Origin of the sequence: Streptomyces atratus (assembly GCF_900119365.1) — a bacterium.
GTDB classification, from domain to species: Bacteria; Actinomycetota; Actinomycetes; order Streptomycetales; family Streptomycetaceae; genus Streptomyces; species Streptomyces atratus_B.
This window is the reverse complement of sequence record NZ_FPJO01000002.1, coordinates 287,988-310,857: the sequence shown is the minus strand read 5'-3', so window position 1 is coordinate 310,857 and position 22,870 is coordinate 287,988. Positions and strand designations below refer to the sequence as shown.

17 protein-coding genes are annotated in these 22,870 nt (G+C 68.4%); 9 read left to right on the top strand and 8 right to left on the bottom strand.

The window, feature by feature from the left end; genetic code table 11:
- Nucleotides 1-277 precede the first annotated feature (277 nt).
- The 4 genes from BT364_RS05500 to BT364_RS05485 all read right to left on the bottom strand — a co-directional run bounded on the left by BT364_RS05500 (nucleotide 278) and on the right by BT364_RS05485 (nucleotide 4,733).
- Nucleotides 278-1,480, bottom strand: a complete 1,203-nt coding sequence (locus BT364_RS05500) for a glycoside hydrolase family 1 protein (RefSeq protein WP_072483946.1) — start codon at nucleotides 1,478-1,480, stop codon at nucleotides 278-280.
- A 102-nt stretch (nucleotides 1,481-1,582) separates the two neighbouring features.
- Nucleotides 1,583-2,491, bottom strand: coding sequence for a carbohydrate ABC transporter permease (locus tag BT364_RS05495; RefSeq protein ID WP_072483945.1), 909 nt, complete (start codon nucleotides 2,489-2,491; stop codon nucleotides 1,583-1,585).
- Complete coding sequence (locus BT364_RS05490; RefSeq protein ID WP_072483944.1) at nucleotides 2,488-3,477, bottom strand: carbohydrate ABC transporter permease; 990 nt, start codon at nucleotides 3,475-3,477, stop codon at nucleotides 2,488-2,490. Before BT364_RS05490 ends, BT364_RS05495 begins: the two co-directional genes overlap by 4 nt.
- A 5-nt stretch (nucleotides 3,478-3,482) precedes the next feature.
- Nucleotides 3,483-4,733, bottom strand: coding sequence for a sugar ABC transporter substrate-binding protein (locus tag BT364_RS05485; protein ID WP_072483943.1), 1,251 nt, complete (start codon nucleotides 4,731-4,733; stop codon nucleotides 3,483-3,485).
- 250 nt (nucleotides 4,734-4,983) lie between these two features.
- Here BT364_RS05485 and BT364_RS05480 point away from each other — a divergent pair, with 250 nt between their 5' ends.
- Nucleotides 4,984-5,979, top strand: a complete 996-nt coding sequence (locus tag BT364_RS05480) for an acetylxylan esterase (RefSeq protein WP_072483942.1) — start codon at nucleotides 4,984-4,986, stop codon at nucleotides 5,977-5,979.
- Between the two features lie 25 nt (nucleotides 5,980-6,004).
- Here the strand turns inward: BT364_RS05480 and BT364_RS05475 are convergent, their stop codons facing one another.
- The gene (locus tag BT364_RS05475) at nucleotides 6,005-7,063 is read right to left on the bottom strand and encodes a LacI family DNA-binding transcriptional regulator (RefSeq protein WP_072483941.1); all 1,059 of its coding nucleotides are present in this window, start codon (nucleotides 7,061-7,063) and stop codon (nucleotides 6,005-6,007) included.
- A gap of 485 nt (nucleotides 7,064-7,548) precedes the next feature.
- Between BT364_RS05475 and BT364_RS05470 the strand changes: the two genes are divergently transcribed.
- From BT364_RS05470 to BT364_RS05435, 8 genes are all read left to right on the top strand, one after another.
- On the top strand, nucleotides 7,549-9,942 hold the full coding sequence (locus BT364_RS05470; RefSeq protein ID WP_072483940.1) for an ABC transporter family substrate-binding protein: 2,394 nt from the start codon (nucleotides 7,549-7,551) through the stop codon (nucleotides 9,940-9,942).
- Nucleotides 9,943-10,518: 576 nt separating this feature from the next.
- A complete protein-coding gene (typA, locus tag BT364_RS05465) occupies nucleotides 10,519-12,390 on the top strand; it encodes a translational GTPase TypA (protein ID WP_072483939.1) in 1,872 nt (623 codons plus the stop codon).
- Between the two features lie 297 nt (nucleotides 12,391-12,687).
- On the top strand, nucleotides 12,688-13,122 hold the full coding sequence (locus BT364_RS05460; protein ID WP_143166450.1) for a hypothetical protein: 435 nt from the start codon (nucleotides 12,688-12,690) through the stop codon (nucleotides 13,120-13,122).
- A 492-nt stretch (nucleotides 13,123-13,614) separates the two neighbouring features.
- Nucleotides 13,615-15,258 (top strand): peptide ABC transporter substrate-binding protein, encoded by a 1,644-nt coding sequence (locus tag BT364_RS05455; RefSeq protein ID WP_072483937.1) that lies wholly within the window; start codon nucleotides 13,615-13,617, stop codon nucleotides 15,256-15,258.
- A gap of 151 nt (nucleotides 15,259-15,409) precedes the next feature.
- On the top strand, nucleotides 15,410-16,336 hold the full coding sequence (locus BT364_RS05450; protein WP_072483936.1) for an ABC transporter permease: 927 nt from the start codon (nucleotides 15,410-15,412) through the stop codon (nucleotides 16,334-16,336).
- Nucleotides 16,329-17,282 (top strand): ABC transporter permease, encoded by a 954-nt coding sequence (locus BT364_RS05445; protein WP_072483935.1) that lies wholly within the window; start codon nucleotides 16,329-16,331, stop codon nucleotides 17,280-17,282. The genes BT364_RS05450 and BT364_RS05445 overlap by 8 nt, the downstream gene beginning before the upstream one ends.
- Before the next feature lie 14 nt (nucleotides 17,283-17,296).
- A complete protein-coding gene (locus BT364_RS05440; RefSeq protein ID WP_072483934.1) occupies nucleotides 17,297-18,355 on the top strand; it encodes an ABC transporter ATP-binding protein in 1,059 nt (352 codons plus the stop codon).
- Nucleotides 18,348-19,499: an ABC transporter ATP-binding protein gene (locus tag BT364_RS05435; RefSeq protein ID WP_072483933.1), complete on the top strand. Its 1,152-nt coding sequence runs from the start codon at nucleotides 18,348-18,350 to the stop codon at nucleotides 19,497-19,499. Before BT364_RS05440 ends, BT364_RS05435 begins: the two co-directional genes overlap by 8 nt.
- A gap of 192 nt (nucleotides 19,500-19,691) precedes the next feature.
- Here BT364_RS05435 and BT364_RS05430 read toward each other — a convergent pair whose 3' ends face one another.
- From BT364_RS05430 to BT364_RS05420, 3 genes are all read right to left on the bottom strand, one after another.
- A complete protein-coding gene (locus BT364_RS05430) occupies nucleotides 19,692-20,777 on the bottom strand; it encodes an ABC transporter ATP-binding protein (RefSeq protein ID WP_072483932.1) in 1,086 nt (361 codons plus the stop codon).
- Between the two features lie 26 nt (nucleotides 20,778-20,803).
- Nucleotides 20,804-21,769, bottom strand: coding sequence for an ABC transporter ATP-binding protein (locus tag BT364_RS05425; RefSeq protein ID WP_256259611.1), 966 nt, complete (start codon nucleotides 21,767-21,769; stop codon nucleotides 20,804-20,806).
- A 71-nt stretch (nucleotides 21,770-21,840) separates the two neighbouring features.
- Nucleotides 21,841-22,821: an ABC transporter permease gene (locus tag BT364_RS05420; protein ID WP_072483930.1), complete on the bottom strand. Its 981-nt coding sequence runs from the start codon at nucleotides 22,819-22,821 to the stop codon at nucleotides 21,841-21,843.
- Nucleotides 22,822-22,870: the final 49 nt, after the last annotated feature.

Here is a 22,870-nt window from a genome sequence, read left to right as displayed (position 1 = left end):
CCCTCGAAGAAGAGCCACCGGCTGTGGGCGGTGGGCGGATTTCGTTCGTCGGTCGTGATTGCGGGCGCGGGGCGCCGTGCTGTGTACGGCACCGGCGTGCGCCGCCGCTCGTGAGCAGGGCAGGACACGAGCGGCGCCGTACGCGGGCACAGGGTCGAGAGACCCTGCTGCACGGGAACCGGCGTCCGTCAGGTGGCGCCGGTTCCCGTACGGGCGGGAGCTGTCAGGTCGCTCCCGGTCGGGGGGAGCCGAGGTGGGTCGGCCCGGGGTGCCGAGGTCAGTCGGCGATGCGCGGCAGTGCGCGCGTGCGGCCCATCTCGCCCAGCCAGACGGCGGACGGCTTGGGCAGGCGCTCGAAGGTCTCCGGGTCCCAGCCGATCAGGCCGAAGGTGGGCTTGTAGGAGCCCCACTCGTAGTTGTCGAGCGCGCTCCAGGCCAGGTAGCCCTGGATGTTCAGGCCGTCCTGGATCGCGGAGGCGACCTCGTTCAGGGCGCCGGTGTAGTAGTCGACGCGGCGGCTGTCGTCGTCGGTCGCGATGCCGTTCTCGGTCACGATGAGCGGGATGCCGTTGCCCAGGACCTCGGCGGTGTGGCGCAGCGCGTAGCCGACCGCGGAGGGGTAGTACTCCCACTGCGTGAGGGTGCGCTCGACGCCGTCGGCGGTGGGTATCGGGCCGTCGGTGCCGATCTTGGTCCGGGTGTAGGACTGCACACCGATCCAGTCGTCGCCGCGGGCGGCCTCGATGAAGACGTCCTCGCGGGGGTGACGGTAGGCCGCGGTGACCTCCTCGGCGCCGGGCAGGGCCTGGTAGACCTGGTTGGCGATGGTCCAGCCGACCTTGATGTCCGGGTTGATCGCCCGGACCTCCTTGACGGCCGCGTGGTGCGCGGCGATGACGGCCTCGGTGGTCTCGTCGTCGGGGGTCGGCAGGCCGGCGGGCGGGAAGCTGTTGTCGCCCCGCTTGGCCTGGCCGGCCATGACGGCGATCATGTTCGGCTCGTTGATGGTGCAGACGTGGCCGACGCCCTCGGCGATCACCGGCGCGCAGGCCGCGACGTAGCGGGCGAAGAGCTCGGTCGCGCCCTCGGCGGTCCAGCCTCCGCGCGCCTCGAACCACTGCGGCACGGTGAAGTGGTGCAGGGTGATCATGGGGCGCAGGCCGCGCTCGATGGCGCCCTCGACCATGCGGCGGTAGTGGGCGAGCTCGGCGCGGGAGAACGTGCCCTCGACCGGCTCGATGCGCGCCCACTCGATGGAGAACCGGTAGTCGGTGAAGCCCAGACCGGCCAGCACGTCCATGTCCTCGTGCCAGCGGTGGTAGCTGTCGCAGGCGTCCAGGCTGGGCTCCTGGATGTGGGTGCCCGCGGCGTGCTCCTTGACCCACCAGTCGCTGTTGATGTTGTTGCCCTCGATCTGGTGGGCGGCCGTGGAGGCGCCCCACAGGAAGCCTTCGGGGAACGGGACCTGGGTGTGCGTCATCGCAAACCGTCTTTCTGACGAAGGGGTGTGGCCGACGGGGTGTGGGGCCGTGGCCTCGTACGTTTCGGTGGGCCCGCGGGGGCGGGCCGGGGCCCGGCCGGCCTACTTCATGCCGGCCGTGGCGATGCCCTGGGTGAAGTGCCGCTGGAGCGCGATGAACAGGACCACGACGGGCAGGACGACCAGCAGGGAACCGGCCATCAGCATGCCGTTGGAGCCGCCCGCCTTGTTGGGGTCGGTGGCGAAGGTGGCCAGTGCGACCGGCAGGGTGTACTTGTCGGGGTCGTTGGTCGCGATGAGCGGCCAGACGAAGTTGTTCCAGGAGCCCAGGAACGTGAAGATCGACAGCGTCGCCAGAGCGGGCTTCACCAGCGGCATCACGATGCGCCAGAAGATGTACCACTCACCGGCGCCGTCCATCCGGGCCGCCTCCAGCAGCTCGTCCGGGATCGACTGCATGAACTGCCGCATCAGGAAGACCCCGAAGGCTCCGGCGGCGAACGGCAGCACCAGACCGGCGTACGAGTCGATCAGCTGCAACTTGCTCATCAGCACGAACAGCGGCAGCAGCATCAGGTTGCCGGGCACCATCAGGGCGCCGAGGACCAGGCCGAAGATCTTGTTGCGGCCGGCGAAGTTCAGCTTGGCCAGGGCGTACCCGAGCATCGAGCAGAACACCAGGTTCGAGATGGTGACCAGCACCGCCACGATCACCGAGTTCATGAAGTACAGCGGCAGATCGAGTTTTTCGAGCAGCTCCCGGAAGTTCTCCAGGGTCCACTCGGTCGGGAGCCACACGGGCGGGCTGGCCGTCAGGTCCTGTGGCGTCTTGAAGGCCGAGAGGGCCATCCACAGGAACGGTGCCGACATGATCAGCAGGCCGACCGACAGCAGGACGTAGACCAGGACGCGCTTCGGGTTGCGGGCCTTCTTCGGCGCGGACGGCCGCGTGTCCCCGGGCTTCTTCGACGGCGCCGTCGAGACGGCGCCCGGTGCACTGGTGGCGCTCATTTCGTGTTGTCCTTCAGCAGTCGGAGCTGCAGCACCGTGATGCCCATGATCACTACGAAGAGGACATACGCCATGGCACTCGCATAGCCCATGTGGAAGAAGTTGAAGCCCTCGCGGTACATGTTCAGCGAGACGGTGAGCGTGGAGTCCGAGGGACCGCCCCGGGTCATCACGAACGGCTCCTCGAAGACATTGAGGTAACCGATGGTCGTGATCACCGTGGCGTAGAGCAGCGTGGGCCGCAGCAGGGGCACGGTGATGCCCTTGAACTCCTGCCAGACACCGGCACCGTCCAGCCGCGCGGCCTCCCGCACCTCGGTGGGGATGGCCTGCAGACCCGCGATGAAGAGCACCATGACCGTGCCGAGGTTGCGCCAGACCGCCATCGCGATCATCGACGGCATGGCGAGCGTCTCGGAGCCCAGGAAGTCGGGCGAGGTGAGGCCCACTTCGGAGAAGAGCCCCGCGATGAGCCCGTCGCTCGGGTCGAGCACGAACCGCCAGACCACGGCGACCGCGACGATGGTCGTGACCACCGGGGCGTAGAAGCCGACGCGGAAGAAGGTCCGCGCCCGGTCGATGCCGTTGTTCAGCAGTACGGCGACGACCAGCCCGAGGAAGATCGTCAGCGGTACGCCGACCACCACGAAGTACGCCGTGTTGAAAAGCGACTTGAGGAACTTGTCGTCGCTGAACAGATTGACGTAGTTCTCGAAGCCGATGAAGTTCGCGTCCAGCGGGTGCGTGACATTGCGCAGCCCGAAGTCGGTGAAGCTCATCACCAGCGTGGCGAGGATCGGGAACGCCATGAAGACGAGGAACAGGACGAGGAAGGGAGTGGAGAACAGCCAGCCGGCCACGTTCTGCACGCCCATCGACTTCTTGCGGCCCCGGCGACCCGCGGGCCCGGTGGCCGGGGACCCGGAGGCCCCCGGCCCGGCCTGCACCTTGGCCGTCTGCGCGGCCTTTGAGGTCATGGTGCGCATGACTCCTACTTCACGAGGCCTTCGATTTGGGACTGGGCCGTCTTGAGCGCGTCCTCGGCGGACGCCTTGCCCTGGGTGACCTTGGCGATGGCCTGGTCGACCTTGTCGGTGATCTCCGTCCAGTTGGACAGCGACGGCGACGACTTGGCGGTGTCCATCTGCTTCTTGAACACCTGGAGGTTGGTGTCGTCGGCGAGGTCGCCGGAGGTCCAGGCGGAGGTGTTGGCCGGCAGGTCCTTGGTGCGCTTGTACCAGTCGGCCTGGCCCTTGGTGTCCGTCAGGTACTTGATGAACTCGGTGGCGGCGGCCTTGTGCTCGCTGTCCTTGGAGATTACGAGGGAGGACCCGCCGGCCATGGAGACGGAGGACTTGTCGGCGGGCACGTTGGCCACCGCCCACTTGCCCTTGACCTGCGGCTGGCCCTCGTTCAGCAGGGTGACGTGCCAGGGGCCGCCGAAGAACATCGGGACGCGGCCGTTGCCGAAGTCCTTCACCACGTCGTAACCGGGCTGCACGGACTTGTTGGAGAGCCCCTTGTCGAAGTATGAGCCGTACTCCTTGAGCGCCTTGACGGCCTCGGGGCTGTCGATGACCGCCTCGCCCTTGGCGTTGACGATCTCGCCGCCGGCCGAGTACAGGAAGGAGTAGAAGTTCTGCACCGTGTCCAGGCCGCTGGGCTGGATGGACAGGCCCCACTTGGTTCCGGCCTTCTTCTGGTAGGCCGTGGCGAGGTCCTGCATCTCCTTCCAGTTGGTCGGAGCCTTCGTGATGCCGGCCTTCTCGGCCAGGTCGGTGCGGTAGTAGAGGACGCGGGTGTCGACGTACCACGGCACGCCGTACGCCTTGCCGTCGACCTCGCCCTGCTCCCAGCCGGACTGGAAGTAGTCCTTCTCGTCGAAGGTCTTGGTGTCGACCGGCTCCAGCACACCGAGCTCGGCGAACTCGCCCATGTAGCTGCCGCCCATCTGCGCCACGTCCGGCAGCGTGCCGGCGGCGGCCGCGGAGACCAGCTTCTGGTGGGCGACGTCCCAGCCGACCGGGGTCACCTTGACGGTGATGTTCGGGTTGGCCTTCTCGTACACCTTGGCCACATCCGCGAGCTTCTCGCCCTCGGCCCCCATGGCCCAGACGGTGAGCGTCTGCTTCTTGTCCGCGGCGACGTCGTCGCCACCGGAGCTGCCGCACGCGGTGAGACCGAGAGTGAGCGCAGCCGTGACTGCGATGCCGATCGAGGCGTTTCTGGCGGTGCGGGACATGGAGGGCTCCTCCTTGAGCAATCCGGATGTATGCGCTGCCTGTAAGCGCATACATCACTCTGCGGCAGAGATTCGGGAATCCGCAAGAGGGTGCTAGGTCACACTCGTGCAACGTGCTGGACATCTGAATGTTCAACTTGGCACGGTAAGTGTGTTGTTTGCGAAATTGGGGATGATGTGACCGATTTCGCTGAGGGCTCCATGATCAACGGCCTGTACCGCCGCGGACGGGGCCGATACGGTCGGGGCCATGGCTTCGTTCGAACACGACTTCCCCTTCGATCCCGCGTACGGGCGCACGCTCCAGGACCTGCTGGACGTCCCCGCTCCCGCCGCTCCGGACGACTTCGACGCCTTCTGGCAGGCCCGCCACGAGGAGGCCCGCAAGGTCGCCACGGAGCCGGAGCTCGGGCCGTTGGAGGAGGAGCGTGATGGGGTGCGGATCCACGGCGTGACCTTCACCTCGGTGGGCGGGGTTCGGCTCGGCGGCTGGGTGGCGCTGCCCGTCGAGGGGCCGGCGGAGTACGGATTCGTCATCGGACACGGCTACGGCGGCCGGGGCGAGCCGGGCCCCGATGTGCCGCTGCCGCTGCCCCGGGCCGCGGCGATCCTGCCGTGCGTACGGGGCATGGGGTCGCGCGGACTGCACCCGGGTATCCCGGACGTGTCCGCCGCGCATGTGCTGCACGGCATCGAGTCGCGCGACACCTATGTCATCGGCGACTGCGTGGCGGACCTGTGGTGCGCGGCGTCGGCGCTGGGCGAACTGGTGCCGGAACTGGCGCCGGGGGAGGGCGGCCCGCGGCTCGGGTACCTCGGGGAGAGCTTCGGTGGCGGGCTGGGCGCGCTGGCGCTGCCCTGGGACGACCGCTTCGGGGCCGGGCAGCTGACGGTGCCCACCTTCGGCAACCACCCGCTCCGGCTCACCCTGCCGTGCATCGGCAGCGGGGAGGCGGTGCGGGAGTACCGTCAGGGACACCCCGAGGTCACCGAGGTGCTGCCGTACTTCGACGCCGCCACGGCCGCGACGCGGCTGGAGACGCCCACGCTGGTGGCCGCGGCGCTCTTCGACCCCTCGGTGCCGCCGCCGGGGCAGTTCGCCGTGCACAACGCGCTGGCCGGTGAGCACGAACTGCTGGTGCTGAACGCGGGGCACTTCGAGTACGAGGGCACGGCGGCGGAGGTGGCGGAGCTCCGGGCGGCCCGGCAGCGGTTCTTCGGGGAACGGCTGGGCCGCCGGGCCTGAGGGGCGGTACGGGGGCCGGCCCCCGTCAGCCGCAGCCGCAGCTCGCGCGGCGGGCCAGGGAGACGGGCAGCATCAGGGAGACCGGGTCGCGGTCCCGGTCGGCGAGCCGCTGCACCAGCAGTTCCACGGCCTCCTCGCCGAGGCGGCGCATGGGCTGCCGTACGGTCGTCAGCGTCGGGCGCACGAGCCGGCCCAGCGGAATCCCGTCGAACCCGGTCACGGCGATGTCCTCCGGGACCCCGAGCCCGCGCCGTTCCAGCGCGTGCAGCCCGCCGACGGCCATCTGGTCGTTGGCGAACAGCATCGCCTGGGGCCGTTCCCCGCCCCGGTCGAGCAGCGCTTCCGCGACCCGGAAGCCCTCGGCCTGGGTCATCATCGTGGCGCGCATGGTGGGCGCGTCCGGCATCGGGAGCCCCGCCTCGCGGCATGCCTGCTGGAAGCCCGCGAACCGTGCCTCGGCGTCCGGGGACGCGGCCTCCCCGCCGATGAAGGCGAGGCGGCGCAGCCCGTGGTCCTCGATCAGGTGGCGGGTGACCGTCCGCTGCCCGTCGGTGTTGGCGACGACGATGTGGTCGAGATGGTCGATGCCGCGCCGGCCCGCCACCATGACCACCGGCAGCCGCCGCGAGATCACTTCGAGGTCGGCGGTGGGGACGGTGCCGGCCAGCACCGCGAAGCCGTCCACCCGTCCCGCGACATTGGCGACCAGGCTCTCCGGACCGCCCTTCAGCGAGGCCGCGATCAGCAGGGCGTAACCGTGGCGGCGGGCCGCCCGTTCCATGCCCCGGATGATCTGGTCGGAGTAGAGCATGAAGGCGTGGTCGTCGTCCTCGTCGGTCGCGGCCGCCTCGTTCTCGGTGTCCGGGTCCGAGTAGTCGGGGAAGCAGAGGCCGAGCACGCCCGTGGTCCGGCTGGCCAGGCCCCGGGCGTTCCCACTGGGTACGTAACCGAGCTGGCGGGCGGCTTCGAGGACCCGCTCACGGGTCTGGGCGCGTACCGAATCGGGGGTGCGGTAGACCCGCGAGACCGTGGCAATGGAGACGCCCGACCGCTCGGCGACGTCGTACACCGTTGGCGCGCTCACTCGACCGACCGTCCGCTTCTTCTTCCGTGCCGAAGCACCTGCTGTTGCATGTACCGACCCTCTTCTGAAAGCGCATTCACCCTAGATCGCGCGCCGCGTGACGGGCAAGACCGCCCAGCGCTCGGTGCTCGCCGGGCCGGATCGTGAGGGGCCGGCCACCACGGCCGCGCCGGCCGGCGCGGAGTGACACGACGGAGGCGATCGTGACGCTGCTCGGCCGAGAGGTCCACCGGGTGGCCTCTGAATCCTCCTGGCCGGCCCGGTCCTCGTGGCCGGTCCTCCTCGTCCGTGCGGCGCGGCAGCCGGGGCCGCTGCGCCGCACGGGTGAGGTTTTGGGCCGTCGCGCCGTGTCTGCGCCGCCTCTCGCGCGGGGGCGCTTTCAGTGGATGGGCGGAACCAGTGTGATCAACTGCAAATGCCACCAAAACGCACAATCTGGCGCACCCGCTGACGGGTGGGTCGGGCCGGCCCCGGAGGTATCAGCCATGTCCCACGTCGGCGTCCCGCGGGGGATGGCCCGAAAGCGCCGCTCCCTCGCACTCCTCACGACGGGTGTGCTGACGCTCCCCGTGCTGGCGGGCTGCAGCTCCGGCGACGACGGCTCCGCCGCCGGGGTCGTTCCCCAGGACATCGCGGTCACCGGCCGCGACCTGGTCGCCGTGGGCGGCACGGTCGACTGGGCGATCGACTCCGTGCCCGCCACCCTCAACGCCTTCCAGGCGGACGCCGACAGCTCCACCACCCGGATCACCGGCGCCCTGCTGCCGACGCTCTTCCCGCTGGACGCCAAGGGCAGGCCGCAGCTGAATCCGGACTATCTGGAGTCAGCGAAGGTGGTCGAGAGCGAGCCCAGGCAGGTGGTGCTCTACCGGCTCAACCAGCAGGTGGTGTGGAGCGACGGCCGGGAGATCGGGGCGCCCGACTTCGTCGCCCAGTGGCGGGCGCTGAGCGGTCAGGACTCGGCGTTCTGGACCGCCCGCAACGCCGGCTACGACCGCATCGAGAAGATCGAGCGCGGCGCCGACGACCTGGAGGTACGGGTCACCTTCGCCAAGCCGTACGCGGACTGGCGCTCGCTGTTCTCCCCGCTGTACCCGAAGGAGGTGACCGGTTCCCCGAACGCCTTCAACGACGGAGCCCGGACCACCCTCAAGGCGACCGCCGGTCCGTTCCGGCTGCGCGGGGTGGACAAGAAGACGGGCGAGGTCACCCTGGTCCGCAACCCGCGCTGGTGGGGCAGCCCGGCCAAGCTCGACTCGCTGGTCTTCCGGGCCGTGGCGCCGCGGGACCGGACCGAGGCGCTGGCCGCGGGCAAGGTCGATGTGGCCGACGTCGACGCCGCGGCCGCGCACCGGATCGCGCAGGCGGCCGGCGGCAAGGGCGTGAACGGGCAGCCGCTCGCCCAGGGGCCCGGCGCCGCGACCGATCCGGCCGCCGCCCTGCGCTCCTGGGCCGCGGCACACGGCTCGAACGCCGAGCAGGCGGCCGCCGCGCGGGCGGCCAGGGAGAAGAGCCGGGCCGCCGCCGAGGCGTATGCCGCCGAGCAGGGCGGGCTGAGCGCCTACGTGGTGCGCAAGTCGCTGGAGCCCGCCTACACCCAGCTCGCGCTGAACGGCGAGTCCGGGCCGCTCGCCGACGACCGGGTGCGCCGGGCGGTCGCCCGCGCCCTGAACCGCCAGGAGCTCGTCGACACCGTGCTGGGGCCGCTCGGCCTGCCCGCCCGGCCGCTCGGCAGCCACCTGGCCCTGGCCGGACAGCCGGCGTACAAGGACAGCAGCGACGCGCTCGGCGGCCAGGACACCGAGGAGGCGCAGGCGCTGCTGGCCGACGCGGGCTGGACGCCGGAGGGCGCGGTCAGCAAGCCGGACGGCACCAAGGCGGGCAGCGAGGCCGGGAAGAAGGGCGGGAAGGACGCGGAGAAGGAGAAGAAGAGCACGGGCCCGGCGGCCGGGAAGGAGGGCGGCACGGACGGCAAGACCGGCGACGCCGCGGACCGGCGCGAGCCCGCCCCCGACGACGGGCTGTACAACGTCGGCGACGACGACGGCAGGCCCGGCGACGGCGACCCGGCGGGCGGCGCCGCCACCCACGTACTCGCCCCCGCCCCCGCCGCCGCGTTCCACAGCTCCGCCCTGCTGCGCCAGGCCGGATACCTCTCCGAGTCCGGTACGTCGGAGGACATCCCCTCCCGGGTCTCCGCCCAGGACAAGCGGCCGGGCGGTGCCGCCGGTGCGTACGCCCCCGCGGGCACCGCGGCCCCCGCCCCGGGAGCCGACGGGCGCCGCGGTCCGCTCGGCAAGGACGGCAAGCCGCTGACCCTGCGCTTCGTCCTGCCGTCCGGCCCCGGGGCGGAGCCGTTGCGCAGCGTCGGGGACAAGATCTCGGCGATGCTCGATTCGGTCGGCATCCGTACGGAGATCACCAAGGTGTCCGACGAGAGCTACTTCCAGGACCACATCGCCTCCGGCGACTACGACCTGGCCCTGTACTCCTGGCCCGCGACCGCCTACCCGGCGACCGACGACCGCCCGATCTTCGCCAAGCCGGTGCCCGCCACCGACGGCTCGCTGCTGGTCGAGCAGAACTACACCCGCGTCGGTACGGACCACATCGACCAGCTCTTCGACCAGGCGGTCTCGGAGCTGGACGAGGGCACCGCCCAGGATCTGATGAAGCAGGCCGACGCCCGGATCTGGGCCGCCGCAGGATCGATTCCGCTCTATCAGCGCCCGCAGCTCGTGGCGGCGAACCGGAAGCTGGTGAACGTCGGCGCCTTCGGTTTCGGGGCACCCCACTACCAGGACATCGGTTTCAAGGCTCCGCAGGCCGCCGGGGCCCCGGCGAACGAGAAGAAGCACATGGACGAGAAGCTGCGGTAGCGAGGAAGAACCAGCAGGTCAGAAAAGCGCCGAAAGCTCAGAACTGGCTCAAATCCCTTGCCCGCCGGATTGCCCGGCGGGCAAGGTCGCTTCTGCCCGTCGACCCGGGCAGCGCTCAATCCCCCACCTCCGAGACCCCCCACCCCGGAGCCCCAGGGGCTGTCCGGCCCCGATCCGCAGGACAGCCCTGCTCCGGTTCTCCCGGAGATTCCGCTTCGGAGCCCCACCTCCGAAGCCGCGCGATCCCGCGTCCGCCTCCGCCGCCTGCCGTGCCGCGGCCGTGCCACCGGTGAAATTCACCGGAAGAACCGGCCACCGGGGCAAGAACGCGAGGCGGACGCGGGTTCTCACCGCCTCGGCCGTGCTCGTCGGCACTCGGTGCGACCACCGCCCGCTCCGGCTCGGCGGACCCGGCGCAGGCCCGTCCCGAGGCCGGTGAGAATTGCCCGGGAAGCCGCTGCGGCGCCAGCCCCGTACCATTGGACGAGCCGTGGCGTGTCCGCCCGGCGGGCGTACGAGGACTTGAGACCGACTTAGACGCCTGATCCCACGATCCGAGAGAAGCGCAAGCCACCCATGCCCACGCGCCACGACATCCGTAACGTAGCCATCGTCGCCCACGTCGACCACGGCAAGACCACGCTGGTCGACGCCATGCTCAGGCAGGCCGGCGCCTTCGCCGCGCACGCCGCCGAGAACCTCGACGAACGCATGATGGACTCGAACGACCTGGAGCGTGAGAAGGGCATCACGATCCTCGCCAAGAACACGGCGGTGAAGTATCACCCCAAGGACGGCGGGGACCCGATCACGATCAACATCATCGACACCCCCGGCCACGCCGACTTCGGTGGTGAGGTCGAGCGAGGTCTGTCGATGGTGGACGCGGTCGTGCTCCTGGTCGACGCTTCTGAGGGCCCGCTCCCGCAGACCCGCTTCGTGCTGCGCAAGGCGCTCTCCGCGAAGATGCCGGTCATCCTCTGCATCAACAAGACCGACCGCCCCGACTCCCGGATCGCCGAGGTCGTCGACGAGACGTACGACCTCTTCCTGGACCTGGACGCGGACGAGGACCAGATCGAGTTCCCGATCGTCTACGCCTGCGCCCGTGACGGCGTCGCCTCGCTGACCAAGCCGGAGGACGGCACCGTCCCGGCCGACAGCGACAACCTGGAGCCGTTCTTCTCCACGATCCTGGCGCACGTCCCGGCCCCGGAGTACGACGACGAGGCCCCGCTCCAGGCCCACGTCACCAACCTGGACGCCGACAACTTCCTCGGCCGTATCGCGCTCTGCCGCGTCGAGCAGGGCGAACTGCGCAAGGGCCAGACCGTCACCTGGATCAAGCGCGACGGCACGATGTCCAGCGTCCGCATCACCGAGCTCCTGATGACCGAGGCGCTCACCCGCAAGCCGGCCGAGGTGGCGGGCCCGGGCGACATCTGCGCCATCGCCGGTATCCCGGACATCATGATCGGCGAGACCCTGGCCGACCCCGAGAACCCGATCGCGCTGCCGCTGATCACGGTCGACGAGCCGGCCATCTCGATGACCATCGGTACGAACACCTCGCCGCTGGTCGGCAAGGGCGGCAAGGGCCACAAGGTCACCGCCCGCCAGGTGAAGGACCGCCTGGACCGCGAGCTGATCGGTAACGTCTCGCTCCGCGTCCTGGACACCGAGCGCCCCGACGCCTGGGAGGTCCAGGGCCGCGGCGAGCTCGCGCTGGCCATCCTCGTCGAGCAGATGCGCCGTGAGGGCTTCGAGCTCACGGTCGGCAAGCCGGAGGTCGTCACCAAGCAGATCGACGGCAAGACGCACGAGCCGATCGAGCGCATGACGATCGACTCCCCCGAGGAGCACCTCGGTGCGATCACTCAGCTGATGGCGACCCGCAAGGGCCGCATGGAGACGATGACGAACCACGGTTCGGGCTGGGTCCGCATGGAGTGGATCGTTCCGTCCCGCGGCCTCATCGGCTTCCGTACGGAGTTCCTGACGCAGACCCGGGGTACCGGCATCGCGCACTCCATCTTCGAGGGCCACGAGCCGTGGTTCGGCGAGCTGCGCACCCGTCACAACGGCTCTCTGGTCGCCGACCGCGCGGGTTCCGTGACGCCGTTCGCCATGGTCAACCTCCAGGAGCGCGGTGTCATCTTCACCGAGGCCGGCACCGAGGTCTACGAGGGCATGATCATCGGCGAGAACTCCCGCGCCGACGACATGGACGTGAACATCACCAAGGAGAAGAAGCTCACCAACATGCGTGCGGCTTCCGCCGACACCACGGAGAACGTGGTGCCGGCCCGCAAGCTCTCCCTGGAGCAGTCCCTGGAGTTCTGCCGCGAGGACGAGTGCATCGAGGTGACCCCGGAGACGGTCCGTATCCGCAAGGTCGTCCTCGACCAGAAGGAGCGCGGCCGCGCCGCGTCGCGCGCCAAGCGCTGATCTGCAGATCTCCTGGAGCAGGACGGCCCGTTGCCTCAACTTGGTTGAGGCAACGGGCCGTTGCCTTGTTGAGCTACGGAGTCCCACTGCACCAAACTGAAGCTCAAGATTTGCTCAATCCCAATGTGTTTGTGTACGCACAGCGGTAACTTCTCCGTATCGCCGTTCCTCAAGGGGGCGGCCGATACGGGGAGGGATTGCATGTCGACTCTTACGCGACGAAAGACGGCTCTGACCAGTGCCGCAGCAGCCTCAGCGCTACTTGTACTCTTCGGGGCAGGGACCGCGAGTGCGCGTATGCTTCCTGGGACCACCACGTATGCCAAGGTGAAGTCGGGGAAGCAGACACTCCGCTCGGGCATAGCTGGAGTGGACCCGGACGGTTGTAAGCCGGGCGCCGGCTGGAATGCCATCGTCACCTGGAATCTGGGCAAGGTGACGAAGGACTCCATCCGCGTCAACAGCATCAACATCCGGCATTCCAACGGCCGGACGCTGAACGTGGGAAGCCTGTCGATAGTCGATGACACCAAGACGGTGTGGAACAAGGGGTACGGCTGGTATCTGCCGAAGGGGGCGGTCAACAAGCCATACACCATCAACAAGACGCTGAAGGTCAAGAAGCACAAGGCGTACCTCGTCATCAGGGGGCAGATCGCAGACGCGCCGAATGAGCGCATCGAGTGCCACCAGATCTCGCGCGTGTACTTCTACCTCAAGCAGAAGTCGTAGCCTTGTGGCGGCAAGGCGTGTCAGCAAGCGCTGCGGCTGACACGCGCACAGACTCCTGAGGCCTGGCCTCGCCCAGCAATGGGCGAGGCCAGGCTGCTGTCTGTCGCGGCCGAGGAGTGGGGTGCCGCGACACCGACGGAAAGCCTCGCCGTCAAATCGATTTCGGGTGCCATGTGTCCGGAAAACGGGCGTCGCTCTCCGGAACACGTGCTAACGGTCCGTTTCGGGAGTGTCTGTCTGAGATCGCTTTGTCCGGATTTCGATCAATCATGCCGTACTGATGTTGTCAAACCGAGACCCTTTAAGTGTGGTTTACGGCCCGGGTGTACTTAATAGTTGGCTCCATTGAGCTCGGGTCAATGGGTCACGCACTGTGGGGAGTGCCGACTCACGAGCACACTAGGGGCACTGAAACGATCACCGTCAGGGGTGTCGGTGTATCACTCCAGTGCCCTTCTTGTAGTCAAAAGTGGACTCATGAGGAGGAAACCCATGCGTGGTGCCAAGAGCGCCAAGTGGGTCGCGGGAGCGGCCATCATCGCCCTGGCCGCGACCGCTTGTGGTGGTAACGACAAGGACAGCGACAGCGGCATGAACTCCGGCAAGGCGGACCCGAACGGGATCCTGACCGCCCAGCTGAGCGAGCCGCAGAACCCGCTGCAGCCGGCGAACGCCAAGGAGAGCCAGGGCAGCCGTGTCCTGCGCACCATCTTCTCCGGCCTGGTCGACTACGAGCCCGGCACCGGCAAGCTCGTCTACGTGAACGCCGAGTCCGTGACGCCCAACGCGGACTCGTCCGTGTGGACCGTCAAGCTCAAGCCGGGCTGGAAGTTCCACGACGGCACCACGGTCACCTCCAAGTCCTTCGTGGACTCCTGGAACTGGTCGGCCAACGTCAAGAACAACCAGACCAACTCCAGCTGGTTCCAGGACATCAAGGGCTACGAGGACGTCCACCCGGCCAAGGGTGCGCCGAAGGCCGACAAGATGTCCGGTCTGAAGATCGTCGACGACAACACCTTCACGATCAGCCTGACCGGCTCGGTCTCGTACTTCGCGTACAAGCTGGGTTACGACGTCTGGGCGCCGCTGCCCGAGTCCTTCTTCAAGGACCCGGCCGCCGCCGGCCAGAAGCCGATCGGCAACGGCCCCTACAAGTTCGTCTCGTGGGACCACAAGAAGCTGATCAAGGTCCGGAAGTTCGACGGTTACCAGGGCCCGAACAAGGCCAAGAACGGTGGCATCGACTTCAAGAACTACACCACCGCCGAGGCCGCCTACTCGGACCTGCGGTCGAACAACCTCGACTGGATCGAGCAGATCCCGACGACGTCGCTGACCAGCTACAAGCAGGACCTCGGCGACCGTGCCATCGACGCCGAGTACTCCGCGGTGCAGTCGATCGTCCCGGCCTTCTACACCAAGCAGTTCAAGGACATCAACCCCAAGGTCATCCAGGGTCTGTCGATGGCCATCGACCGTGACACGATCACCAAGACCGTGCTGCACGGCACCCGTACCCCGGCCGACTCGTACGTCGCCCGCGGTGTGATCGGCTACAAGCCCGGCGCCCTCGGTGACGTCACGAAGTTCGACCCGGCCCAGGCGAAGAAGCTCATCAAGGACGGCGGCGGCGTCCCGGGCAACAAGATCTCGATCCAGTTCAACGCCGACCAGTCCCACAAGCCGTGGGTCGACGCGGTCTGCAACAGCATCCGCAAGGCCACCGGTGTCGAGTGCGTCGGCGACTCCAAGCCTGACTTCCAGGCGGACCTGAACGCGCGTGACAACAAGCAGGTCAAGTCCATGTACCGCGGTGGCTGGGTGCTCGACTACCCGGTCAACTCGAACTTCATGCGCGACCTGTACGGCACCACCGCCGCCGGTAACACCTCGGGCTACTCCAACAAGGAGTTCGACGAGCTCGCCGCGAAGGCCGACAAGGCCAAGACGCTCGACGAGACCGTCAAGATGTACCAGGAGGCCGAGCAGCTCCTGAAGAACGACATGCCGGCCATCCCGCTGTGGTTCTACAAGAACAACTCGGGCCAGTCGGAGAAGGTCTTCGGCAAGATCGTCTACGGCCAGGACGGCGACCCGATCTTCACCGACGTCCAGGTGAAGGCCAAGAAGTAATCATCGGGATCCGACGGCCGGTTCCGCCGCTCCTCTCCGAGGACGGCGGAACCGGCCCGTAGGCGTAGGCCCCGGGGCTCTCCCCCCACACCCCCGCGGCGGAGACCACTCTGAGAAGGCCATCGCCGACCCCTCACGGCATGGAGGCATGATGGGGCGTTACGTCGCAAGGCGACTGCTCCAGATGATCCCGGTATTCATCGGGACCACTCTGATTATTTTCCTCATGGTCCACATCCTTCCCGGCGACCCAATCCGGGCGATGTGGGGAGACAAGGCGGCAGACCCCGCACAGGTCGCGTCGCTCCGCCATGAGTTCGGACTCGACCAGCCCCTGTGGAAGCAGTACGTCGACTACATGGGCAATCTCTTCCAGGGCGACTTCGGCAAGACCTTCGGTGGTCGCGAAGTCATCGACGAGATGTCCGAGTCCTTCCCGGTGACCCTGCGGCTGACCGCCGTGGCGATGATCATCGAGATCATCGTCGGCATCGGGCTCGGCGCCTGGGCAGGCCTGCGGGCCGGCAAGGCCGCCGACACCGGCGTACTGATCTTCACCCTGATCGTCATCTCGATCCCGGTGTTCGTGCTCGGCTTCCTCGCCCGCTTCGTCCTCGCGGACCAGCTCGGCTGGGTGGCCCCGAACGTCCAGGACTCCACGGACTACGCGCAGTTGTTCCTGCCGGGCTTCGTGCTTGCCATGCTCTCCATGGCGTACGTGGCACGGCTGACCCGCACGACCTTCGCGGAGAACCTGCGCGCCGACTACATGCGCACCGCCATGGCCAAGGGCCTGCCGCGGCGCCGCATCGTCGGCGTCCACCTGCTGCGCAACTCGCTGATCCCGGTCGTCACCTTCCTCGGAACGGACATCGGCGGCTTCATCGGCGGCGCGGTCGTCACCGAGGGCATCTTCAATGTCCAGGGTGTCGGAAACCTGCTCTTCAAGGCGCTGCAGCAGCGCGAGGGTTCGACGATCGTCGGCGTCGTCACGGTCTTCGTCCTCGTCATCCTTGTGATCAACCTGCTCGTCGACCTGCTGTACGCGGTCCTGGACCCGAGGATCCGTTATGCCTGACGCGACCAAGACCGAGACCGAGACCGAAGCGGTGGCGGACGCCACCGCCGCTCCCTCGGCCGCCACGGGCAAGACCCAGGACAAGCCGCGCAGCCTCTGGGGCGACGCATGGTTCGACCTGCGCCACCGCCCGATGTTCTGGATCTCCTCGATCCTGCTGCTGACCCTGCTGATCGTCGCGGCGTTCCCGGGGCTCTTCACCAGCGCCGACCCGAGCGACGGCGACCTGACCAACCACTTCCTGACCAAGCCGGAGCTGGGGCACTTCTTCCAGCCCGACTGGTTCGGCTACGACGGCCAGGGCCGCTCGATCTACGCGCGTGTCATCTATGGCACCCGCGCCTCGATCATGGTCGGCGTCGGCGTCACCGCCGCGGTCACCCTGGTCGGCGGCCTGCTGGGCATGCTCGCCGGTTACTTCGGCGGCTGGCTCGACTCGATCATCTCCCGGGTCACCGACATCTTCTTCGGCATCCCCTTCCTGCTCGGTGCGATGGTCGTGCTGAACTCTTTCACCGACCGCAAGGTGTACGTGGTGATCCTGGCCCTCGCCTTCCTGGGCTGGACCTCCATCTGTCGTGTGATGCGGGCCTCCGTGATCACCGCCAAGCAGGCGGACTACGTGACGGCGGCGCGCGCGCTCGGCGCCGGCACCTCGCGGATCCTCTTCCGGCACGTCCTGCCGAACGCGCTCGCCCCGACGATCGTCGTGGCCACCATCGCGCTCGGCGGGTACATCTCGGCCGAGGCGACGCTCTCGTTCCTCGGACTCGGGCTCGGGGAACCGACGATCTCGTGGGGCATCGACATCGCCCAGGGCAGCCAGGCCATCCGGGACAACCCGCATGCGCTGCTGTTCCCGGCCGGAATGCTCAGCCTCACGGTCTTCGCGTTCATCATGCTCGGCGACGCGGTACGCGACGCCCTCGACCCGAAGCTGCGCTGAGGAGGGCGTACGACGTGACCATCATGGACAAGACAGCAGACATCCCGGCGCCCCGCGCCGGGGGGCCGGACGACGCCAGGCTCCTCGAGGTGCGCGACCTGCACGTGGAGTTCCACACCCGTGACGGGGTCGCCAAGGCCGTCAACGGTGTGAACTACAGCGTCGACTCGGGCGAGACCCTGGCCGTGCTCGGTGAGTCCGGCTCCGGCAAGTCCGTGACCGCTCAGGCGATCATGGGCATTCTCGACATGCCGCCCGGCAAGATCCCGCAGGGCCAGATCCTCTACCGTGGCCAGGACATGCTCACCATGAGCAACGAGGAACGGCGGAAGATCCGTGGCCAGAAGATCGCGATGATCTTCCAGGACGCGCTCTCCTCGCTCAACCCCGTGCTCTCGGTCGGCTACCAGCTCGGCGAGATGTTCCGTGTCCACCAGGGACTCTCCAAGAAGCAGGCCAAGGCCAAGGCCATCGAGCTGATGGAGCGGGTCAAGATCCCCGCAGCCAAGCAGCGGGTCAGCGACTATCCGCACCAGTTCTCCGGCGGTATGCGCCAGCGCATCATGATCGCCATGGCACTGGCGCTGGAGCCGGACCTGATCATCGCGGACGAGCCGACCACCGCGCTCGACGTGACGGTCCAGGCCCAGGTCATGGACCTGCTCAAGGAGCTCCAGACCGAGTTCAACATGGGTCTGATCCTGATCACCCACGACCTCGGCGTCGTCGCCGACGTCGCGGACAAGATCGCGGTCATGTACGCGGGCCGGATCGTCGAGACGGCACCGGTGCACGAGCTCTACAAGCGGCCCGCGCACCCGTACACCCGCGGTCTGCTCGACTCGATCCCGCGCCTCGACCAGAAGGGCCAGGAGCTCTACGCGATCAAGGGGCTGCCGCCCAACCTGCTCAAGATTCCGTCCGGCTGCGCCTTCAACCCCCGCTGCCCCAAGGCGGAGGACATCTGCCGCACGGAGATTCCGGCCCTGGTGCCGGTCTCCGAGCAGGACGGCAGCGAACTGCCCGGACGCGGCAGCGCCTGCCACTTCTGGAAGGAGACGATCCATGGCTGAGCTCGACAAGAATGACGGTTCCATGGACGCCACCCCGAACGTCACCGATGTCGTCGCGGTCGACGCCGCCGACGAGACGGCGGCGGTCGCGGCCATCGAGGCCCCGGTGGAGCGCGGTGAGCCGATCCTCCAGGTGCGCAATCTGGTCAAGCACTTCCCGCTGAGCCAGGGCATTCTCTTCAAGCGCCAGGTCGGCGCGGTCAAGGCCGTGGACGGGGTCTCCTTCGACCTCTACCAGGGTGAGACGCTCGGCATCGTCGGCGAGTCCGGCTGTGGCAAGTCCACGGTCGCGCGGCTGCTGATGGCGCTGGAGACGGCCACGTCCGGCGAGGTCTTCTACAAGGGCCAGGACATCACCCGGCTGTCCGGCCGCGCGCTGAAGGCGGTCCGCCGGAACATCCAGATGGTGTTCCAGGACCCGTACACCTCGCTGAACCCGCGCATGACGGTCGGCGACATCATCGGCGAGCCCTTCGACATCCACCCCGAGGTGGCCCCGAAGGGCGACCGGCGGGCCAAGGTCCAGGAGCTGCTGGACGTCGTCGGCCTCAACCCGGAGTACATCAACCGCTACCCGCACCAGTTCTCCGGCGGTCAGCGCCAGCGCATCGGCATCGCCCGCGGCCTCGCGCTCAACCCGGAGATCATCATCTGCGACGAGCCGGTCTCCGCGCTCGACGTGTCGGTGCAGGCGCAGGTCATCAACCTGATGGAGAAGCTCCAGGACGAGTTCAACCTCTCCTACGTCTTCATCGCGCACGACCTGTCGATCGTCCGGCACATCTCCGACCGGGTCGGCGTGATGTACCTCGGCAAGATGGCCGAGATCGGGACGGACGCGGAGATCTACGACCACCCGACGCACCCCTACACCCAGGCGCTGCTGTCGGCGGTCCCGGTCCCGGACCCCGAGGCCCGTGAGCGCGGCGAGCGGATCATCCTGACCGGTGACGTCCCGTCGCCGGCGAACCCGCCGTCGGGCTGCCGCTTCCGTACGCGGTGCTGGAAGGCCCAGGACAAGTGCTCCACGGAGCTGCCGCTGCTGGCCGTCCCCGAGCGCTTCAAGGGCTCTGACAGCCCCGCGGCGCACGAGTCGGCCTGCCACTTCGCCGAGGAGAAGGACATCGTCGGCGCCGCTTCGTAGCACGACCCGAACGACGCGGAAGCGCCCGGAACCGATCGGTTCCGGGCGCTTCTTCCTTTTCCCGGAGCCGGGCGTGCAGGTGGCTCGGGTCAATGGGCTCACGTGCTCGGCTCCGCGGGACCGGGGAGCCCCGCGTCCGGGGACCGGTCGGGTCCCTGTCCGCGAGGCGCCCCGGGGCCGGGGCAAGGGGTGTCAGGCCCCGGCCTTGGGGTCTTCGGTGGTCTTGTCGAGCTTCGGCCCGGACGAGGCGTCACGGGCCTTCGGGACGGCCGGGACGGTCTGGGTGTCCTCGGGGTAGTGGCAGGCCGTCAGATGGCCTTCCCGGCTGCCCTCCACCCGTACCAGCGGCGGGGCCTCGCTCGCGCACTTGTCCGTCGCCTTCCAGCAACGGGTACGGAAGCGGCAGCCCGACGGCGGGTTGACCGGGGAGGGCACGTCGCCGACGAGGCGGATGCGCTCACGGGCCGGTGTGTCGTCGGCGGTCGCCTCGGGCACGGCCGAGAGCAGCGCCCGGGTGTACGGGTGACGCGGGTTGCCGTACAGGTCCTCGCGGTCGGCGATCTCCACGATCTTGCCGAGGTACATGACCGCGACGCGCTGCGAGAAGTGGCGCACGATGGCCAGGTCGTGGGCGATGAACAGGAACGCGATGCCGAGTTCCTTCTGCAGCTTCTGCAGCAGGTTCACCACCTGGGCCTGGATCGACACGTCCAGCGCCGAGACCGGCTCGTCGGCCACGATCAGCTTCGGCTCCAGGGCGAGCGCGCGGGCCACCCCGATGCGCTGGCGCTGGCCGCCGGAGAACTCGTGCGGGAAACGGTTGTAGTGCTCCGGGTTGAGCCCGACGGTCTCCAGCAGCTCCCGCACCCGCGCCTCGCGGCCGCCGACGGGGTTGATGTCGTTGATCTCCATCGGCGCGGTGATGATCTTGCCGACGGTCTGCCGCGGGTTCAGCGAGGCGTACGGGTCCTGGAAGATCATCTGGATCTCGGAGCGGACCGGCGCCAGCTCCTTGCGCGTGGCGTGGGTGATGTCCTGTCCGCGGTAGGAGATCGTGCCGGCCGTCGGCTCCAGGAGCCGGGTGATCAGCCGGCCCGTGGTCGACTTGCCGCAGCCGGACTCGCCGACCAGGCCCAGGCTCTCGCCCTCGGCGACGGTGAAGTCCAGCCCGTCGACGGCCTGGACGGCGCCGACCGTCCGCCGGATCGGGAAGCCGCCCTTGATCGGGAAGTGCTTGGTGAGTCCGGAGACGTCCAGGAGGGGATCTTTGCTGCTCATGGTGGGGAAGTCCCGTCTCTTGTACGTCAGTTGGGCCGGGTGCCGGCGAAGTCCGTGAAGAACTCGGCGCGCTGCTCGGCGGTGAGGTGGCAGGCGGCGCCGCGCCCGGCGGTGAGCTCCAGCGGCGGCTGGTCGGTGGCGCAGCGCTTGCCGCCGACCTGCTCGGTGAACGTGCACCGGGGGTGGAAGCGGCAGCCGGTCGGCGGGTTGAGGAGGCTCGGCGGGGAGCCGGGGATCGGCGACAGGGGTACGTCCACCGGCCCTTCGAGACTCGGCATGGAACCCAGCAGGCCCCAGGTGTACGGGTGCTGGGGAGCCCGCAGCACCTCCTTCTTCGTACCGCGCTCCACGCAGCGACCGCCGTACATCACCAGCACGTCGTCCGCGATGTCGGCGATGACCCCGAGGTCGTGGGTGATGAAGATGATCGAGGTGCCGGTCTCCTGCTGGAGGTCCTTGAGCAGGTCCATGATCTGGGCCTGCACGGTGACGTCCAGCGCGGTGGTCGGCTCGTCCGCGATCAGCAGTTCCGGGTCGCAGACGAGCGCCATGGCGATCATCGCGCGCTGGCGCATACCGCCGGAGAACTGGTGCGGATAGTCGTCCACCCGCAGATCGGGCTGCGGGATGCCCACCTTGGTGAGCATCTCGACCGCCCGCGCCCGGGCCTCCCGCTTGGAGGCGCCGGTGTGCTTGCGGTACGTCTCGCCGATCTGCCGGCCGATGGTGTGGTACGGCGAGAGCGAGGCCAGCGAGTCCTGGAAGATCATGGCCATCTTGTTGCCGCGCAGCCGCTCCAGCTCCCGCTCCGAGGCGGCCAGCAGATCCTGCCCGTCGAGCAGGATCTCGCCCTCGATCTCGGTGTGGTCGGGGTGGTGCAGGCCGAGGATGGTCAGGTTGGTGACGGACTTGCCGGAACCGGACTCGCCGACGATGCCGAGCGTCTTGCCCTTCTCGATGTCGAAGGACAGCCCGTCGACGGCCTTGACCATGCCGTCTTCGGTGGAGAAGTGCACGCGCAGATCGCGTACGGAGAGGAAGGGGGTGCTCACTGGATCTCTCCCTAGGCGAGGCGGACGCGCGGGTCGATGAGGGCGTAGACGGCGTCGACGATGATGTTGAACACGACGATCGCTCCTGCCGCGACCAGCACGACTCCGAGCAGCAGGGGCAGGTCGTTGTCGCCGACCGCCTTGACGGAGAGCGCGCCGATGCCGTGCAGACCGAAGGTCTTCTCGGTGATGATCGCGCCCCCGAACAGCACGCCGAGGTCGAGGCCGAAGATGGTGACGATCGGGCCCATGGCCCCGCGCCAGGCGAATCTGAAGAACACCGTCCGCCGGGAGAGGCCCTTGGCGCGTGCGGTGCGCACATAGTCCTCGCTCAGCGTCTCGACGAGCTGGGAGCGTGCCATACGGGTGTAGTTGGCGGTGAAGATCAGCGCCAGCACCAGCCAGGGCAGCAGCAGCCCGGTGAACCAGCCGGACGGGCTCTCGGTGAAGGGGACTTCCTTGGGCCGGCTCAGGATGTGCCACTGGTCCGCGAGGTAGTACATGGCGACCACGCCAACGATGTAGATCTGCATCGAGGAGCCGATCAGCGACGCCGAGGACGCCACCTTGTCCAGCATCTTGCCCTGCTTGACCGCGGCGAGCATGCCCGTGCCCACACCGAAGATCACGAAGACGACCGCGCTGCCGAGGGAGAGGGAGAGCGTCGTCGGGAAGCGGTCCAGGATGGTGCCGAGGACCGGCTCACGGTTGTGGAAGGAGTAGCCCAGGCACGGCGCGGGGCAATTCCCGAAGGAGCTGTAGTCCCGGCCGACGAACACGGCCTGGAGCCAGTGCCAGTACTGCACGGGCAGCGGGTCGGCTATGCCGAGGTTGCGTTTGACCAGCGCCAGCGTCTCGGGTGTGCACACCTTGCCGCAGGCCACACGCGCTGGGTCGCGGGGCGCGACGTAGAAGAGGACGAAAGTGATGGCACTGATGATCAGCAGGATGACCAGTGCGCCGATTGCCCGGCGGATGAGGAAGCGGAACATGGCGATGGATTTCCCTGGCAGACGCCGACGAGGGGGAGTGGAGCGGGCG

Excerpts from the sequence above, each read along its gene's own strand:
- BT364_RS05500 (WP_072483946.1), bottom strand. The coding sequence starts at position 1,480 with ATGACGCACACCCAGGTCCCGTTCCCCGAAGGCTTCCTGTGGGGCGCC.
- BT364_RS05495 (WP_072483945.1), bottom strand. The coding sequence starts at position 2,491 with ATGAGCGCCACCAGTGCACCGGGCGCCGTCTCGACGGCGCCGTCGAAG.
- BT364_RS05490 (WP_072483944.1), bottom strand. The coding sequence starts at position 3,477 with ATGCGCACCATGACCTCAAAGGCCGCGCAGACGGCCAAGGTGCAGGCC.
- BT364_RS05485 (WP_072483943.1), bottom strand. The coding sequence starts at position 4,733 with ATGTCCCGCACCGCCAGAAACGCCTCGATCGGCATCGCAGTCACGGCT.
- BT364_RS05480 (WP_072483942.1), top strand. The coding sequence starts at position 4,984 with ATGGCTTCGTTCGAACACGACTTCCCCTTCGATCCCGCGTACGGGCGC.
- BT364_RS05470 (WP_072483940.1), top strand. The coding sequence starts at position 7,549 with ATGTCCCACGTCGGCGTCCCGCGGGGGATGGCCCGAAAGCGCCGCTCC.
- typA (WP_072483939.1), top strand. The coding sequence starts at position 10,519 with ATGCCCACGCGCCACGACATCCGTAACGTAGCCATCGTCGCCCACGTC.
- BT364_RS05460 (WP_143166450.1), top strand. The coding sequence starts at position 12,688 with ATGCTTCCTGGGACCACCACGTATGCCAAGGTGAAGTCGGGGAAGCAG.
- BT364_RS05455 (WP_072483937.1), top strand. The coding sequence starts at position 13,615 with ATGCGTGGTGCCAAGAGCGCCAAGTGGGTCGCGGGAGCGGCCATCATC.
- BT364_RS05450 (WP_072483936.1), top strand. The coding sequence starts at position 15,410 with ATGGGGCGTTACGTCGCAAGGCGACTGCTCCAGATGATCCCGGTATTC.
- BT364_RS05445 (WP_072483935.1), top strand. The coding sequence starts at position 16,329 with ATGCCTGACGCGACCAAGACCGAGACCGAGACCGAAGCGGTGGCGGAC.
- BT364_RS05435 (WP_072483933.1), top strand. The coding sequence starts at position 18,348 with ATGGCTGAGCTCGACAAGAATGACGGTTCCATGGACGCCACCCCGAAC.
- BT364_RS05430 (WP_072483932.1), bottom strand. The coding sequence starts at position 20,777 with ATGAGCAGCAAAGATCCCCTCCTGGACGTCTCCGGACTCACCAAGCAC.
- BT364_RS05425 (WP_256259611.1), bottom strand. The coding sequence starts at position 21,769 with ATGGTCAAGGCCGTCGACGGGCTGTCCTTCGACATCGAGAAGGGCAAG.
- BT364_RS05420 (WP_072483930.1), bottom strand. The coding sequence starts at position 22,821 with ATGTTCCGCTTCCTCATCCGCCGGGCAATCGGCGCACTGGTCATCCTG.